A 15259-nucleotide genomic window follows, 5' to 3' on the forward strand; every position below is an offset into this window, starting at 1 on the left:
GAAGGCCGGGGGCCCGGCGCTCACTGCTCGCCGCACGTGGCCGGGGCGGCGTCGAGCCAGGGCAGCTCGTGGCCCATCCGGTCGCGTTTGGTCCGCAGGTAGCGCAGGTTGTACTCCCCGGCCTGCACGGGCATGGGCTCGCGGGCGAGGACGGTCAGTCCGTGCCCGGCGAGGGCCTCGGACTTGTCGGGGTTGTTGGTGAGCAGCCGCAGCGAGCGCACCCCGAGGTCGTCGAGGATGCGGGCGCTCGCGCCGTAGTCCCGGGCGTCGGCGGGCAGGCCGAGTTCGAGGTTGGCGTCGAGCGTGTCCCGGCCGCGTTCCTGGAGTTCGTAGGCGCGCAGCTTGGACAGCAGCCCGATGCCGCGTCCCTCGTGGCCGCGCAGGTAGACCACGATGCCCCGGCCCTCCTCGGTGATCCGGCGCATGGAGGCGGCCAGTTGGGGCCCGCAGTCGCAGCGCAGCGAGCCGAAGGCGTCCCCGGTCAGGCATTCGGAGTGGACCCGGACCAGGACGTTCTCCCCGTCGCCGAGGTCCCCGTGGACGAGGGCGACGTGCTCGACGCCGTCGGCGGTGGAGCGGTAGCCGTAGGCGGTGAACTCGCCGTGCTCGGTGGGCAGCCGCACCCGCGCCTCGCGCCGGACGGCGGGTTCGGCGGCGGATCCGGCCGGCTCGGCGCTGCGCCGGTAGGCGATGAGGTCCTCGATCGAGATGATCGTCAGTCCGTGCTTGCGGGCGAAGGGCACGAGTTCGGGCAGCCGCAGCATGACGCCGTCCTCGCCGGCGATCTCCACGATCGCCCCTGCCGGGCGCAGTCCGGCCAGCCGGGCGAGGTCGACGGCCGCCTCGGTGTGGCCGGGGCGGACGAGCACCCCGCCGGGGCGGGCGCGCAGCGGGAAGACGTGGCCGGGCCGCACGAAGTCGCCCGCCGCGCTGCCCGGTTCGGCGAGGAGCCGGAGGGTGGTGGCGCGGTCGGCGGCGGAGATGCCGGTGGTCACGCCGTGGGCGCCGGTCGCGTCGACGGAGACGGTGAAGGCGGTGCCCATCGACTCGGTGTTGCGGCTGACCATCTGCGGCAGTTCGAGCCGGTCCAGGACCGGTCCCTCCATGGGCGCGCAGATCAGCCCGCGGCACTCGCTCATCATGAAGGCGACGATCTCGGGGGTGGCCTTCTCGGCGGCGATGACGAGGTCGCCCTCGTTCTCGCGGTCCTCGTCGTCCACGACGACGACGGGCCGGCCGGCGGCGATGTCGGCGACGGCCTGCGCGACGGGGTCCAGGGCGAGCGACTCGTCCGGTGCGGTCCAGGGAGACGGTGCGGTCATGCCGGGGCTCCTTCCAGGGCGACGGTCGCGCGGGAGCGCAGCCACCAGTCGCGCAGGCCCCACAGGACGAGCGCGAGATAGATCACGTAGACGAGGCCGGAGAAGGCCAGGCCGCTGTGGAAGGCGAGCGGGACGCCGACGATGTCGACGAGCAGCCACGCGAACCAGAACTCCACGAGGCCGCGTGCCTGGGCGACCATCGCGGCGAGGGTGCCGACGAAGATGTACGCGTCCGGCCAGGGGTTCCACGACAGGCTCGGCACGGCGGCGAACAGGCCGCCGAGGGCGAGGGTGCCGACCGCGGTGCCGGCGGCGAGCACCCCGCGCTCCGTCCAGCTCGCGAAGCGCACGGCGACCGAGCCGTCCTGGGCCTGCCGCCGCCCCCCGCCGGTCCACTGCCGCCAGCCCCACAGGGCGACGACGATGACGAGGAGCTGTTTGCCGACCCCGCCGCTGAGGTGCGCGGAGAGGTAGGCGGCGACGAGGACGAGCCCGGACAGGAACTGGGCGGGCCAGGTCCACACCGAGCGCCGCCAGCCGAGGGCCAGGGCGATCAGGCCGATCGTGTTCCCCGCCATGTCGGACCAGATGACGTGCTGCCCGAAGACGGTGAAGGCCTCCGAGTTGAGCCAGTCGACGGTGCCGTTCATCGCGCGCCCCCGCTGTCCCCGGACGTCGGCACGACCCCGGCCGTCAGCATCCGCTCGACGTACTTGGCGATCACGTCGACCTCCAGGTTGACGGGGTCGCCCGGCTGCTTGTGGCCGAGGGTGGTGAGGCCGAGCGTCGTCGGGATGAGGCTGATGGTGAAGTGGTCCGCGGCCGCGTCGACCACGGTCAGGCTCACCCCGTCGACGGTGACGGAGCCCTTCTCGACGACGTAGCGGGACAGTTCCCCGGGCAGGGAAACGGTGACGATCTCCCAGTGCTCGGAGGGTTCGCGGCGCAGGACGGTGCCGGTGCCGTCGACGTGCCCCTGGACGATGTGACCGCCCAGGCGCCCGCCGACCGCCGTGGGGCGTTCGAGGTTGACGCGGGAGCCGGGGGCGAGCGCGCCGAGGCTGGAGCGCTTCAGGGTCTCGGCCATGACGTCGGCGGTGAACTCCTCGCCCTCCTGCTCGACGACGGTCAGACACACCCCGTTGACGGCGATGGAGTCCCCGTGCCGTGCCCCCTCGGTGACGACGGGTCCGCGCAGCCGGAAGCGGGAGGCGTCGCCGAGGTTCTCGACGGCGGTGACCTCACCCAGTTCTTCGACGATTCCGGTGAACACTCAGTGCTCCTTCTGGGCAGTGGTGGGGACGGCGGTGACGCGCAGATCGGGTCCGATGCGCACGGCCTCGGTCATGTCGAGCCGCAACGCCTCGGTGACGGTGGAGATTCCGGCGCCCTCCAGGGCGGCGGGCCCGGCGCCGAGCAGGGCGGGGGCGAGATAGCCGACGACACGGTCGAGGAGTCCGGCTGCGACGAGCGCCCCGGCGAGCCCCGCCCCGCCCTCGACCAGCACGCCGCGCACCTCGCGGGCGTGCAGGGCGGCGAGCAGGGCGCTCAGGTCGAGCCCGCCGTGTCCGGCGCGCGGCAGTCGCAGGAGTTCGGCGCCGGTGCCGGGGTCGGGGGCGTCCTCGGCGACGGCGATCAGGGTGGGCGCCGCCCCGTCGAGGACCCGGGCGCCGGGGCGTACGGCGGTGCCCTCGGTGTCGAGGACGACGCGCAGCGGCTGGCGGGCGCCCTCGACACCGCGTACGGCGAGGTGCGGGTCGTCGGCGCGGGCGGTGCCGGAGCCGACGAGGACGGCGTCGGCCTCGGCGCGCAGCCGGTGCACGTCGGCGCGGGCCTCGGCGGAGGAGATCCAGCGGCTGCTTCCGTCGGCCGCGGCGGTACGGCCGTCGAGGGTCGCGGCGTACTTCCAGGTCAGGTGCGGGCGGCGCAGCCGTACCGAGGTGAGCCAGGGCGCGTTGACCTCGGCGGCCTCGGCTTCGAGGAGGCCCGCCTCGGTCTCGACGCCGGCCGCGCGCAGGGTCTGGGCCCCGCCGGTGGCCTGCGGGTTCGGGTCGGCGACGGCGTACACGACGCGGCGCACCCCGGCCTCGACGAGCGCCTGCGCGCAGGGGCCGGTGCGGCCGGTGTGATTGCAGGGTTCGAGGGTGACGAGAGCGGTGGCGCCCCGGGCCCGATCGCCCGCGGCGCGCAGGGCGTGGATCTCGGCGTGCGGTCCGCCGGCGCGCTGGTGGTGGCCGGTTCCCACGATCCGCCCGGAGGCGTCGAGCAGGACGCAGCCGACGACGGGGTTGGGACTGGTGAAGCCGAGCCCGCGCGCGGCGAGGGCGATCGCCTGCCGCATGGCGGCTGTTTCGGCTGCGGTTGCCACCGGTGTCTCCTGCCTCTTCGGGCACGGACTCCGGGGCCTGTCGATGACGACAGTGAAAACGGGCTTGAGCACACGCACAACGGCCGGACGCGGTCGGTCCCTGGGCAGGAAACGACCTCGGCGGCACGTACATGTACGGCCCGCCGCGCACTGCCTCCCATCCGGACTTTCACCGTCGGTCCAGGAATTCCACCTGGTCAACCGCCCACTGGTGGTGGACGGGTCGCGGACTGTTACCGCCGGTTCGGAATTACACCGACCCCGGAGTGCGCTGCTGTTTTTACGCGTCCAGTGTGCCACGCCACACGCGTTCGTACAGAGGCCGCGTTCGTGGGATGACTCACAGGCAGGAGGGGATTACTTCTCCGGAGGCACGCGCAGGGCGAGGAGGGCGATGTCGTCGCTGGACCAGCCGCCGTGGCGGGCGGCCAGCGCGCGGGCGAGTTCCCCGACGGTGGCGGCGGCGTCCAGTCCGGCGGTGGCAAAGAGCGAGGCAGCGAGTCCGGCCTCGCTGGAGACGGGTTCGGCGGCGCCGGAGGCCCCGGGCCGGGGACGGCCCTCGAAGGCCCCGTCCGTGTAGAGCAGGAGAAGGTCCCCGGGCGCCAGGCGGTAGCGCACGTCGGTGAGCCGGACCGTGCCGAGCACGCCCAGCAGGCTGCCGTTGCGGCCGAGTTGCTGAACCCGTCCGTCGGCGCGGCGCACCAGGGCCGGCGGGTGTCCGCCCAGCGCGATGCGCCCGGACAGGCCGGTCCGGGTGAGGCGGAAGGTGGTGTACGCGGCGGTGAGGAAGCGGGACGCCCGCTGGTCGAGCATCGCGGTGTTGAGGCGGTCCAGGACGGCGGCGGGGGACAGTGTCTGGCCCGCGTCGGCCCGCACGGTGTAGCGGGCCATCGAGGTCACCTGCGCCGCCGGCACGCCCTTGCCGCACACGTCTCCCATCACGGCCCCGTAGTAGGGGCCGCGGAGCTGGAAGAGGTCGTAGAAGTCGCCGCCGACCTCGACGTCCGTCCTGCCGCTGACGGAGGCCGGAAGGTAGGAGGCGGCGGTCTCCAGGCCGGGTACCGGACGCAGCGCGGGAGGCAGCAGGCCCTGCTGGAGGCTGTGGGCGAGGTCGGCGGAGACCTTGTGGGCCCTGCGGGAGGCGTCCAGGGTCTGGCGCAGGTGTATCTCGGCGGACACCGAGCGGGTGAGGGTGGCCAGCGTCGTCAGATCCGCCTCCGACCAGGTGCGGGGGGACTCGTCGATGACGCAGAAACTACCGAGCACCTGGCCGTCGGGGGACAGCAACGGATAGCCGGCCCAGGCGCCGATCTTCATCGGCCCCACCGAGGGGTGGGTGCGGGTCCGTGGATCGGTGGCCGCGTCCTCGACGACGAACCGCTCTCCGCCCAGGCCGACCAGGAAGTAGCAGAAGCTCTCCCGTACCGGGTTCTGCCGGTCGTCGAGGGCGACGACGTCCACGCCGACGCAGGACTTCCAGAAGGAGCGGTCGGCGTCGACCAGGGTGACGAACGCCCGGCCCGATCCCGTCACCCGGGCCGCCAGCGAGGCCAGGTCGTCGAAGACCTCCTCGGGCCCGGTGTCCAGCAGGCCGGTCGCGGCGACGGCGCTCAGGCGCGCGGCGTCCGACAGCGCCGCCGGAAGTCCGTCCTGCCGCACCCCCGCGGGGAAATCGGTCTCACCCGCCACCGCCCTGACACCTCCTCGCAGCTTTGTCCGAAACCCGGCAAACCACGGAGCCTACTCCGGTGCAGGCCCGAGCCGGGAGTCGCGCTACGGATCACGCTCCGCCGAAGACCGCCTCCTGCGCGGCGTCGAGGGCCAGCAGGAGGGCGCCGCGCAGGACCGCCGTACCGCCGAGGGCGGCGGCCCGCACCTCGGTCGGCAGCGGGGTCATCCTGGTGAGGCGCTCCTCGACCCGGGCGGCGAGCGCGGGGCCTCCGGCCCGGCCGATCTCCCCGCCGAGCACGACGCAGCCCGGGTCGAGTACGGCGACGGCGGAGGCCGCGCCGAGCACGACCCGGTCGGCGAGAGCGTCGAGGAAGACCCCCGCGCCCGTCCGCACGGCGGCTCCGACCGCCGCGGCCGCCGCGGGTTCGTGCGGTCCGGGCCGGGCCCGGATCCCGTGCGCGGCGGCCAGGGCGGCGACGGCCTCGGCGGCGGCGAGCGAGTGGAAGCCACCCTCGCAGTTGTCTGCGGCGGGCAGCGCCCCGGTCCCCGGTACGGGCAGGAAACCGATCTCGCCGGTGCCGCCGGAGGCTCCCCTGCGCAGCGCCCCGTCGAGGACGACGGCGGCGCCGGCCCCGGCGCCCAGCCACAGCAGGACGAAGGTGTCCCGGTCGCGTGCCGCGCCCGCACGCTGTTCCGCGACGGCGGCCAGGTTGGTCTCGTTCTCCACCAGGACGCGGGCCGGCAGCCGCTCCCGCAGGGTGGCGACCAGGGCGCGGTGCCACGCGGGCAGGCCGGTGTGCCCCCGCAGCTCGCCGCTGACCGGGTCGACCAGCCCGGGCGCGCCGATGCCGATGCTGTGCAGTTCCTTGGCCCCGGCTCTGCGGGCGGTGTCCTCCAGGAGGGCGACGGCCCTCTCGACGGTGGCACCGGTGCCGGGGCTGTCCGGGGCGCGGGGGTCGACGGGCGCGGACGCCTCGGCGAGCGTCGTCCCGAGCAGATCGCTCAGGACGACGGAGACGCTGTGGGTGCGGACGTCGAGTCCGGCGAGGTGGGCCCGGTCGGCGACGATGCCGTAGACCCGCGCGTTGGGTCCGCGCCTGCTGGCCCCGGACTCCCCCACGACGGCGATCAGGCCGGCGGCCTGGAGGCGTTCCACGAGGTCGGCGACGCTGGGCCGGGACAGCCCGGTGAGCTGCTTGAGCCGGCTCGCGGTGAGGGGCCCCTGTTCTTGGAGCAGTCGCAGTGCGAGGCGGTCGTTGATGGCGCGGGCGGTACTCGGTGATGCGGGCAACGCGGCCCCTTCCCGTGGCGTCCTGGGCCCGCAGGATAAGCCCGAGCTATCAGGCAGGCTTCCTGATAGTTTACGGCGGCGCGCATCGGGCGCGCTCAGGGGCGGGAGCGGGGAATGGAAGAGTCGAGCAGGCCGAGCACGGCGGAGACGGTCACCCCGGCGACGGGACCGACCGCGGCTGGGCCGCCGTCGGCACGGGTACGCAAGGGCCGGTACGCGATAGCGGCGGTCTTCTGCGTACACGGCAGCGTGACGGGTTCCTTCGCGACGCGCGTGCCGTGGATCCAGGACCACGCGCACGTCGGCGCGGGTCAGCTGGGGCTCGCGCTGGCCTTCCCGGCGCTGGGGGCGGCGCTCGCGATGCCGCTCGCGGGCCGGATCAGTCACCGCCTGGGCTCGCGCACGGCGCTGCGACTGCTGCTCGCGCTGTGGACGGCGGCGCTCGTCCTCCCCTCCCTCGCCCCGAACCTGCTGGTGCTGTGCGCCGCGCTGTTCGTGTACGGGGCCTCGTCGGGGATGTCCGACGTGGCGATGAACGCGCTGGGCGTGGAGACGGAGAGCCGGCTCGGGCGGTCGATCATGTCCGGGCTGCACGGGATGTGGAGCACGGGAGCCCTCATCGGCTCGGCGGCGGGCACCCTGGCCGCGCATCTGGGCTCCGACGCGCGCCTGCACCATGTCCTGACGGCGGTGGCCCTCACCGCGATCGGCCTGGTCGCGTGCCACTGGGTCCTGGACCTGCGCAGCACGGAGGACGAGGAGGCCCCGCCCCGGTTCGCGCTGCCGCCACGCTCGGCGCTGCTGATCGGCCTGGTCGGTTTCTGCGCGGTGTTCGCCGAGGGGGCGAGTCTGGACTGGTCGGCCGTGTACCTGCACGGGGACCTGGGCACCTCGGCGGGTGTCGCGGCCGCCTCGACGACGGCGTTCACGGCGACGATGGCGATCGCCCGGTTCGCCGGGGACGGGCTGGTCAACCGGTTCGGGGCCCTGCGCACCGTCCGGGTCGGCGGTCTGATGGCGACGGCCGGCGGTCTGCTGGTGGTGTTCGCCCCGCATCCGGTGGTGGCGATGGCGGGATTCGGGCTCCTGGGCCTGGGGATCGCCGTGGTGGTCCCGTTGTCCTTCGCCGCGGCCGGCCGCAGTGGCCCGAACCCGAGCCAGGCCATCGCGGGCGTCGCGACCATCACCTACACCTCGGGGCTCGTGGCCCCCTCCGCGATCGGCACGCTCGCCGACGCGACCAGCCTGGTGGTGTCCTTCGGCCTGGTCACGGTGCTGACCTTCGGCCTGACGGTGGGCGCCGGTGTGCTGCGGTCTGCGGGGGGCCCGAAGAACTGAGCCTGTCTTCAAACTGCCGCCTGCCGCGCGGCGCCAGTTTGAAGACAGGCCCTAGCGAGCGTCCGGTGGCGCCGCGTCCTTCGCGGCGGTCCCCTCGCCGCAGGACCGGCCCGTGCGCAGGTTGGTGGTGGCGCCGTTGATGACGGAGTCGAGCCGGTCGCGTGCGCCGGTCAGTTCGGCGACCCGGCCGTCGATGCGGTCCCGTTCCACCGCCAGCCGGGCCAGCAGCTCCGGGGTGGCCCTGCCCTCGACGACGCACGGCAGCAGCTCGACGATCGCCCTGCTCGACAGCCCGGCGGCGTACAGCTGCTGGATCAGCCGGACGCGGTCGACCGCGCCGAGCGGGTAGTGCCGCTGGCCGCTGGGGCTGCGTTCCGAGGTGAGCAGCCCCTGCTCCTCGTAGTACCGCAGCGCCCGCACGCTGACCTGCGCCCTGGTGGCGAGTTCGCCGATCCGCATCCTGCCGTCTCCTCCGTGAGCCGGGCCACAGCGCTTGCCTCTGACGTCAGCGTCAGGTTTTAGCGTAACTCGTGCGGCCCCGCGACGGATCCCGTCCCGGTCCCGGCCGCCAGAAGAGACGTTCAGCCGGCAGCGGCGTTCGGCAAGCAGAAGGAAGTGCCCGCATGACCATCACCGACCCCGCGTCGACCGGCGTCCCCGCCCCCGTGCCCGTCGTCTCGGTGAAGCCTCTCTCGCTGCCCGCGCCGGGACGGGGGCAGGACCTGCGGTTGCGCGTGTCCGCTCCGGTGACCGGAGGCGATCTGCCGATCGTCCTTCTCGCCCACGGCTTCGGCTCGTCACTGGAGGGCTACGGTCCCCTGGCCGACTACTGGGCCGCCCACGGCTTCGTGGTGGTCCAGCCCACGCACCTGGACTCCAGGACGGTGGGGCTCCCGCAGGACGACCCGCGCACCCCGGGGGTCTGGCGCTCGCGCGTCGAGGACATGAAGCGGGTCCTCGACCGCCTCGACGTACTGGAGGCCGCGGTGCCCGGCCTCGGCGGCCGTCTGGACCGGAGCCGAGTGGCGGCGGCCGGACACTCCTTCGGCGGGCAGACGGCCGGCAATCTCCTGGGGCTGCGTGTGGTGGACCCGGTGACCGGAAAGCGGGAGGACCTGTCCGACCCGCGGGTCCGGGCAGGCGTCCTGCTCGCCACGGCGGGACGCGGCGGGGACGACCTGACCCCGTTCGCCGCCGAGCACTTCCCCTTCATGAACCCGGACTTCACGCACCTGACCACGCCGGCGCTCGTCGTCGTCGGGGACCGGGACGACTCTCCGCTGAGCGTTCGGGGACCGGAGTGGATGGCCGACCCGTACCACCTGAGCCCCGGCGCGGAAAGCCTGCTGACCCTCTTCGGAGCGGAGCACTCCCTCGGCGGCATCGCCGGCTACGAGGCCCGGGAGACCACCGACGAGCACCCCGGCCGGGTCGCCCTCGTCCAGCAGGTCACCCTGGCCTACCTCCGCCACGCGCTCGGCATCGACGGTTCCGGCTGGACGGCGGCGCGCAGGGCCCTCGGCGAGCGGGCCCACCCGCTCGGCCGGCTCGAATGCAGGTGACGGCTTCAGGTGACGGCCCCCGGCCGACGGAGCCCGCCCGCCGGGAGGACACGCGTCACGCGGCTGAGCCCGGTCCCGTCTCCCCCTCAACGGGCAACAGCTGCCCGGCCTCCTTGCGGAACCGCTCGCTCCAGGGGGTGGGCCGCAGCGTGTCGGGGTCGAGCCGGACCAGGACCCGGCGGCCCCGCGCGTGGGTGACCGCGCCGTCGGCGGAGCAGTACCGGAAGCCGTAGGTGAGGCCGGTGGTACCGAGCCTTTCCAGCCACAGGTGGACGGCGTAGTCGCCACTGAGCGTCACGGGCCGCTCGTAGCCGATGGTGAACTCGCGCACCGCGTTGCACGCGTCCTCAGCCTCGGCCCAGTTCCCCCGGTAGCTCCAGCCCAGCGCCTGCCAGTAGGCCGACCAGGCCCGTTCGACGAGCACCGGGTAACGGCCGTTGTGCAGCAGCCCGAGCGCGTCGAGGTCGTCGAAGTGCACGTGGGAGGGGACGAGCACGCCGTACGTCGGCGCGGCGGTGTCGGGGGCGGGGGCTTGCGCGGTCATGGTCTCGGGGCTCCTGGGCTGCAAGGATCGAACACTTCATCGTAGGCGCGAGAACGGGGCACCTGACCAGCGGGTTCGGCGCACGGGACAGGGACGGTCGACTTCGCGGTGCCCCCGCGGTCCTGGCCGGGCCGGGCCCGCCCGGGCCGGCCGGCGCACCCGGCCCGGGCGGACCCGCATGACCCCGCGTGACCGGTGCGTCCGCGGCTCCTGGCGAGGACCAGCCCTTACACACCACTAACATGTGCCGGAATCCATCAACGGGGAACATCCGTGCGGGCACCGTCGAGCGGGCCCCCGGAGAACGGGAGCGGAGCTCATGGACCTCGGCGTGCGCTGGAAACTGCACGGCGACGGACGCACACCGGCCCCCGGCGCCGTGGTGCGCCCGGACGAGCGGCTGAGCTGGCCGCGCACCGTGGGCCTGGGCGCGCAGCACGTCGTGGCGATGTTCGGGGCCTCCTTCGTGGCCCCGGTGCTCATGGGCCTCGACCCGAACCTCGCGATCATGATGTCGGGTGTCTCCACCGCGATCTTCCTGCTCGCGACGCGCGGCCGGGTGCCCAGCTACCTGGGCTGCTCCCTGTCGTTCGTGGGGGTCGCGGCCGTGATCCGCGCCCAGGGCGGCTCCAGCGCGACGGTGACCGGCGCGGTGCTCGTGGTGGGCGCCGTGCTGTTCGCGATCGGCCTCGCGGTGCAGAAGTTCGGGGCGCGGATCATCCACGCCGCGATGCCGCCCGTGGTGACGGGCGCGGTCGTCATGCTGATCGGCTTCAACCTGGCCCCGGTCACCGCGTCCACGTACTGGCCGCAGGACCAGTGGGTGGCGCTGCTGACGATGCTGTTCACCGGGCTCGCGGTGGTGTGTCTGCGCGGTTTCTGGTCGCGTATCGCGATCTTCCTGGGCCTGGTCTTCGGCTACGCCGTCTCCTGGCTCTTCGACCGGGTCTTCGGGCGCATCCACTCGGTCAACGGCGGGGCCGAGGCCGTCGACCACTGGCGTCTGGACCTGTCCGGGGTGGGCAGGGCCGAGTGGGTCGGGCTGCCCTCCTTCCACGGGCCCGCCTTCCACTGGTCGGCGATCCTGGTCGCGCTGCCCGTCGTGATCGCGCTCGTCGCGGAGAACGCCGGGCACGTCAAGGCGGTCGGCGAGATGACCGGCGAGAACCTCGACGGGAAGCTGGGCACCGCGATCTCGGCGGACGGCGTCGGCTCGATGCTGTCCACGGCGGTCGGCGGTCCCCCCAACACGACCTACTCCGAGAACATCGGGGTCATGGCGGCGACCCGGGTCTACTCGACGGCCGCCTACTGGGCCGCCGCCGGTTTCGCCCTGCTGTTCGGGCTGTGCCCGAAGTTCGGCGCCGTCGTGGCGGCCGTCCCTGGCGGGGTGCTCGGCGGCATCACGGTCATCCTCTACGGCATGATCGGCCTGCTCGGCGCGCAGATCTGGCTCGGGGCCAAGGTCGATCTGCGCAATCCCCTCAACCTCGTGCCGACCGCCGCCGGCATCATCATCGGGGTCGGCGGCGTCTCCCTGAAGTTCTCCGACAACTTCGAGCTGAGCGGGATCGCGCTGGGCACGCTCGTCGTGATCACCGGCTACCACGCGCTGCGCGCGATGGCCCCGGCGCACCTCAAGACGCAGGAGCCGCTGCTCGACGCCGGCACCTCCACGTACGACTCGGCCTCCACCGGCCAGGAGGACAAGGGGCGGTAGCGGCCGGTCGGCCCGTTCACTCGCTCGCTCGCCGTGGAGCCGGTGTCCCTCGTTGTGGGGAAGTCTCCGGCACGGCGGCCCGCGGACCCGGCCGGGGCTGGAACGCTGCTGTCATGGAGCGATCCGAGCAGTTCCCGCGCGTCCCGGACGGGATCGAGGGCGTCCTGGCGCGGATGCGCGCGCTCGGTGCGCACTGGCCGCCCGCCGACGGGGTGGCCGTCTTCCACCGGGTCTACCTGACGGTGACCGAGGAGGTGGGGCGCCTGGTGGAGCGGGGAGCGTTCCCCGACGCGCGCGCCGCGACGGTGCTCGACGTGTGCTTCGCCGAGCGCTATGTCACGGCGGTCGAGGCATACGAGTCGGGGCGCCGGCCCCCGGCCTGCTGGCGGCCGCTGTTCCACTCCAGGAACCATCCCGGGGTACGGCCGCTCCAGTTCGCGCTGTGCGGCGTCAACGCGCACATCGGTCACGATCTGGCCCTGGCCGTCGTGGACGCCTGTCATGCGCTGGGCTGCGAACCACCGGAGCTGCGGGACGAGTTCGACCGGGTCGGCGATCTGCTGACGGCCCTGGAGGAGCGCGTCAGGGACGAGCTCATGCCGGGCCCCGACCTGCTGGAGCTGGCCGATCCACTGACCCACCTGGCCGGTTCCTGGAGTCTGGAGCGGGCCCGGGACGCGGCCTGGGCGACGGCGAGGGCCCTGTGGGCGCTGCGCGGGCTGCCGCTGATCGCCGAGGAGGTGCGGGAGCGGCTCGACGCCGGGGTCGGCCTGGTCGGGCGGATGCTGCTCACCCCGTTCTCCCCCGGAGCGGCGCGCCTCACCGGGGCTGCCGCCGCCGCTGCCGCTCCCGTCCCCGGTGCTCAGTCCTCGGGCAGCGCGACGGGGGCGATCTCCTCGTAGCGGTCGCCCGGTCCCGGGTTGGCGGGGTCGCAGGCCCCGCCGAGGTGGTGCATGACGCCCCATACGGCGTTCAGCGCGGTCTGGACCGCGCCCTCGGCCCAGCCGGCCGTCCACGAGATGTCGTCCCCGGCGAGGAAGAGCCCGCGCCGGTCCTCGGGCAGGGTGTCCTGCACGAAGTGGGTGAACAGCCGCCGCTGGTACCGGTAGTGGCCCGGCAGGTTGGCCTTGAAGGCCCCCATGAAGTACGGCTCGTCCTCCCAGGACACCGTCACCGGACTGCCGATGAGGTGGCGCCGGATGTCGACCTTCGGATAGATCTCGCGCAGCGAGTTGAGCATGACCTCCATGCGCTCCTCGGCGGACAGCGGGAGCCACTTGAGGCTGTCGTCGCACCACGTGTAGGAGAGGCAGATGACGGCGGGCCGGCCGGGGCCGTTGTCCAGCAGATAGGTGCCGCGCGTCATCCGGTCGGTGAGCGTCATCGACATGACGTCGCGGCCGGTCTCCTCGTCCGTGTCGAGCCAGAACGGCCGGTCCACGGGCACGAACAGCTTGCTGGACTCCATGTAGTGGGTGCGCTCGATGGCCGTCCAGTGGTCGATCGGGAAGAGCGCGTCGTCGCAGGCGATCTTGGACAGCAGCATCCAGGACTGGGCGGTGAACACGGCGGCCCTGTAGGTGCGCAGCTTTCCGTCGGCGTCGGTCACGGTGACGCGGTTGCCGGCGGTGCGGTGCAGCCGGGTCACGGCGGGGCGGGGCTCCCCTTGGTGGAGGGAGGACAGCGAGGTGCCGCGCGGCCAGTGCAGGAGCTTGTCGGGGGCGTGTTCCCACAGCCGCAGCGGGAGTTGCTGGCTGCCGCCGACGATGCCGCGGTGGTGGTCGTCCGCCTCCGTGTAGACGACGCGCAGGATCTCCAGGATCGAGTTGGGGAAGTCCGTGTCCCAGCCGCCCGTGCCGAACCCGACCTGCCCGAAGATCTCCCGGTGCCGGAAGGAGGAGAATGCCTCGGACTGGCACAGGAACCCGTAGAAGGTCTGGTCGTCCAGTCGCTCCACCAGCCGGGACCAGATCTCCCGGATCGCGGGGACGTCGCGGGTGCGCAGCGCCGTGTTCATGGCGGAGAACTCGGCGCCCTCCTCAAGGCAGCGCCGCCAGGCCTCGGCGACGTCGCGGTAGACCTGAGGCAGGTCGTCGATGGTCCGGGCGTAGTGCGGCACGCCCTTGAGGTCCACGACCGTCGAAGGGGTCGCCGGGGACAGCGGGTTGGGGAAGGGGGCGGTGTCGAGGCCGACGAGGTCGATGTAGTGCTGGAGCGCCGTCGAGGAGGGCGGGAAGCGCATCGCGCCGAGTTCGGCGGTCAGCCCCGGCTCGCAGCCCTCGAAGCCGACGGTGCGCAGCCGCCCGCCGAGCTGGTCGGCCTCGTACACGACCGGCTTGAGGCCCATCTTCATGAGTTCGTACGCGGTCACCAGGCCGGAGAGCCCGCCGCCGATGACGGCGACCTCGGTGCCGTGCTCGGTGGCGGGCACCTGGCCGAGCCCCGCCGGGTGGGCGAGGAAGTCGTCGTAGGCGTACGGGAAGTCGGGCCCGAACATCGTGATGGGCGGCTGCGCCTCGGCGTGCGGGACGGCGGTGGGCACCGTGGACGTCATGTGCGGGTACTCCTGGGACTGCGGGGCTGGGGCGCGGGTTTCGGTGTGCTTCAGGCGCGGCCGGGGGCGCCGTAGAGGTCGGCCCGGCGGTCGGCGAGGTAGGGGTTGCGGGCGCGGGAGTCCGCGAGGGCGGCCGGGTCGGCCTCGCCGAACAGCAGCGCCTGCTCCGCGGTGCCCCGGACGAGGTCGCCGCCCTCGGGCCCGGCCAGGCAGCTCAGTCCGACGAAGTCGAACTCCCCTTCCTGGCCGGTGCGGTTGACGTACGCGATGTACAGCTGGCTCTCGAAGGCGCGGACCGGGACCACCGAGCGGGCCACGAACGCGTAGGGGTGCATCTGTGCGGTGGGCACCAGGAGCAGGTCGGTCCCGGCGAGGGCGTGGGCGCGGACGTTCTCGGGGAACTCGACGTCGTAGCAGATCAGGAGGCCCACCCGCAGTCCGTCGATCGTGGCCTGGACGACCGTCTCCGCTCCCGGGGTGAACACGGCGCGTTCGAAGTCGCCGTACAGGTGGGTCTTGCGGTAGCCGGCCAGTTCGGCACCGTCGGCGCCGACCAGCAGCGCGGAGTTGTGCACCCGCTCCCCCGCGCGTTCGGGGTATCCGCAGACGAGAGCGATGGAGTGGCGCCGGGCGAGCGCGCCGAGGCGCTCTGCGGCCTCCCGCCCGGTCACCGCGTACGCGGCGGTGCGCTCGCCGAGGGCGTAGCCGGTCAGGAACATCTCGGGGGTGACCAGGACGCGGGCCCCCGCCCCGGCGGCGCGGGCTGCGGCCTCGTTCAGCTCGGCGAGGTTCTTCTCCGGTTCGCCCGGGTGACCGGAGCTCTGGAGCAGGGCGAGGCGGAACGGGGGTGCGGACATGGCTGACCTCGGACGAAGCGGACGGGAACACC

General features: G+C 73.5%; 14 protein-coding genes and 1 riboswitch. Of the genes, 4 read left to right on the top strand and 10 right to left on the bottom strand.

Translation table 11 applies throughout. From position 1 onward, the window contains the following. Positions 1-20: 20 nt before the first annotated feature. The 6 genes from AB0J21_RS23235 to AB0J21_RS23260 form a co-directional block, all read right to left on the bottom strand. On the bottom strand, positions 21-1322 hold the full coding sequence (locus AB0J21_RS23235) for a bifunctional 3,4-dihydroxy-2-butanone-4-phosphate synthase/GTP cyclohydrolase II (protein ID WP_363148000.1): 1302 nt from the start codon (positions 1320-1322) through the stop codon (positions 21-23). Then, positions 1319-1972 carry a nicotinamide mononucleotide transporter family protein gene (locus AB0J21_RS23240; protein ID WP_363148001.1) on the bottom strand — a complete coding sequence of 218 codons (654 nt, stop codon included), beginning with the start codon at positions 1970-1972 and terminating at the stop codon, positions 1319-1321. The genes AB0J21_RS23235 and AB0J21_RS23240 overlap by 4 nt, the downstream gene beginning before the upstream one ends. Next, positions 1969-2595, bottom strand: a complete 627-nt coding sequence (locus AB0J21_RS23245) for a riboflavin synthase (RefSeq protein ID WP_363148002.1) — start codon at positions 2593-2595, stop codon at positions 1969-1971. The genes AB0J21_RS23240 and AB0J21_RS23245 overlap by 4 nt, the downstream gene beginning before the upstream one ends. Continuing rightward, positions 2596-3690, bottom strand: a complete 1095-nt coding sequence (ribD, locus tag AB0J21_RS23250) for a bifunctional diaminohydroxyphosphoribosylaminopyrimidine deaminase/5-amino-6-(5-phosphoribosylamino)uracil reductase RibD (protein ID WP_363148003.1) — start codon at positions 3688-3690, stop codon at positions 2596-2598. Positions 3691-3833: 143 nt separating this feature from the next. Then, positions 3834-3964: riboswitch (FMN riboswitch) on the bottom strand. 83 nt (positions 3965-4047) lie between these two features. Next, complete coding sequence (locus tag AB0J21_RS23255) at positions 4048-5379, bottom strand: GAF domain-containing SpoIIE family protein phosphatase (protein WP_363148004.1); 1332 nt, start codon at positions 5377-5379, stop codon at positions 4048-4050. 91 nt (positions 5380-5470) lie between these two features. Continuing rightward, complete coding sequence (locus tag AB0J21_RS23260; protein ID WP_363148005.1) at positions 5471-6652, bottom strand: ROK family transcriptional regulator; 1182 nt, start codon at positions 6650-6652, stop codon at positions 5471-5473. Between the two features lie 114 nt (positions 6653-6766). Here AB0J21_RS23260 and AB0J21_RS23265 point away from each other — a divergent pair, with 114 nt between their 5' ends. After that, the gene (locus tag AB0J21_RS23265) at positions 6767-7990 is read left to right on the top strand and encodes an MFS transporter (protein ID WP_363148006.1); all 1224 of its coding nucleotides are present in this window, start codon (positions 6767-6769) and stop codon (positions 7988-7990) included. A gap of 51 nt (positions 7991-8041) precedes the next feature. On the opposite strand, the gene AB0J21_RS23270 is transcribed toward AB0J21_RS23265, so the two are convergent. Beyond that, complete coding sequence (locus tag AB0J21_RS23270) at positions 8042-8449, bottom strand: MerR family transcriptional regulator (protein WP_363148007.1); 408 nt, start codon at positions 8447-8449, stop codon at positions 8042-8044. A gap of 164 nt (positions 8450-8613) precedes the next feature. On the opposite strand from AB0J21_RS23270, the gene AB0J21_RS23275 reads away from it, so the two are divergent. Further along, positions 8614-9552 (top strand): chlorophyllase, encoded by a 939-nt coding sequence (locus AB0J21_RS23275; RefSeq protein WP_363148008.1) that lies wholly within the window; start codon positions 8614-8616, stop codon positions 9550-9552. Between the two features lie 55 nt (positions 9553-9607). On the opposite strand, the gene AB0J21_RS23280 is transcribed toward AB0J21_RS23275, so the two are convergent. Beyond that, complete coding sequence (locus tag AB0J21_RS23280) at positions 9608-10096, bottom strand: hotdog domain-containing protein (RefSeq protein ID WP_363148009.1); 489 nt, start codon at positions 10094-10096, stop codon at positions 9608-9610. Positions 10097-10415: 319 nt separating this feature from the next. On the opposite strand from AB0J21_RS23280, the gene AB0J21_RS23285 reads away from it, so the two are divergent. Both AB0J21_RS23285 and AB0J21_RS23290 read left to right on the top strand, forming a co-directional pair. Next, positions 10416-11816, top strand: coding sequence for a solute carrier family 23 protein (locus AB0J21_RS23285; RefSeq protein WP_363148010.1), 1401 nt, complete (start codon positions 10416-10418; stop codon positions 11814-11816). Between the two features lie 113 nt (positions 11817-11929). Beyond that, the gene (locus AB0J21_RS23290; protein WP_363148011.1) at positions 11930-12718 is read left to right on the top strand and encodes a DUF5995 family protein; all 789 of its coding nucleotides are present in this window, start codon (positions 11930-11932) and stop codon (positions 12716-12718) included. On the opposite strand, the gene AB0J21_RS23295 is transcribed toward AB0J21_RS23290, so the two are convergent. Further along, positions 12679-14370 carry an NAD(P)/FAD-dependent oxidoreductase gene (locus AB0J21_RS23295; RefSeq protein ID WP_363148012.1) on the bottom strand — a complete coding sequence of 564 codons (1692 nt, stop codon included), beginning with the start codon at positions 14368-14370 and terminating at the stop codon, positions 12679-12681. The genes AB0J21_RS23290 and AB0J21_RS23295 overlap by 40 nt on opposite strands. 50 nt (positions 14371-14420) lie before the next feature. Continuing rightward, positions 14421-15227, bottom strand: a complete 807-nt coding sequence (locus AB0J21_RS23300; protein WP_363148013.1) for a carbon-nitrogen hydrolase family protein — start codon at positions 15225-15227, stop codon at positions 14421-14423. Between the last annotated feature and the right edge of the window lie 32 nt (positions 15228-15259).

The sequence above is a fragment of the Streptomyces sp. NPDC049954 genome (assembly GCF_040656295.1).
In the GTDB taxonomy this organism is placed as follows: Bacteria; Actinomycetota; Actinomycetes; order Streptomycetales; family Streptomycetaceae; genus Streptomyces.

Bases quoted from the DNA above. Each gene is read 5' to 3' on its own strand.
- AB0J21_RS23235 (WP_363148000.1), bottom strand. From the start codon at position 1,322: ATGACCGCACCGTCTCCCTGGACCGCACCGGACGAGTCGCTCGCCCTG.
- AB0J21_RS23240 (WP_363148001.1), bottom strand. From the start codon at position 1,972: ATGAACGGCACCGTCGACTGGCTCAACTCGGAGGCCTTCACCGTCTTC.
- AB0J21_RS23265 (WP_363148006.1), top strand. From the start codon at position 6,767: ATGGAAGAGTCGAGCAGGCCGAGCACGGCGGAGACGGTCACCCCGGCG.
- AB0J21_RS23270 (WP_363148007.1), bottom strand. From the start codon at position 8,449: ATGCGGATCGGCGAACTCGCCACCAGGGCGCAGGTCAGCGTGCGGGCG.
- AB0J21_RS23275 (WP_363148008.1), top strand. From the start codon at position 8,614: ATGACCATCACCGACCCCGCGTCGACCGGCGTCCCCGCCCCCGTGCCC.
- AB0J21_RS23280 (WP_363148009.1), bottom strand. From the start codon at position 10,096: ATGACCGCGCAAGCCCCCGCCCCCGACACCGCCGCGCCGACGTACGGC.
- AB0J21_RS23285 (WP_363148010.1), top strand. From the start codon at position 10,416: ATGGACCTCGGCGTGCGCTGGAAACTGCACGGCGACGGACGCACACCG.
- AB0J21_RS23290 (WP_363148011.1), top strand. From the start codon at position 11,930: ATGGAGCGATCCGAGCAGTTCCCGCGCGTCCCGGACGGGATCGAGGGC.
- AB0J21_RS23295 (WP_363148012.1), bottom strand. From the start codon at position 14,370: ATGACGTCCACGGTGCCCACCGCCGTCCCGCACGCCGAGGCGCAGCCG.
- AB0J21_RS23300 (WP_363148013.1), bottom strand. From the start codon at position 15,227: ATGTCCGCACCCCCGTTCCGCCTCGCCCTGCTCCAGAGCTCCGGTCAC.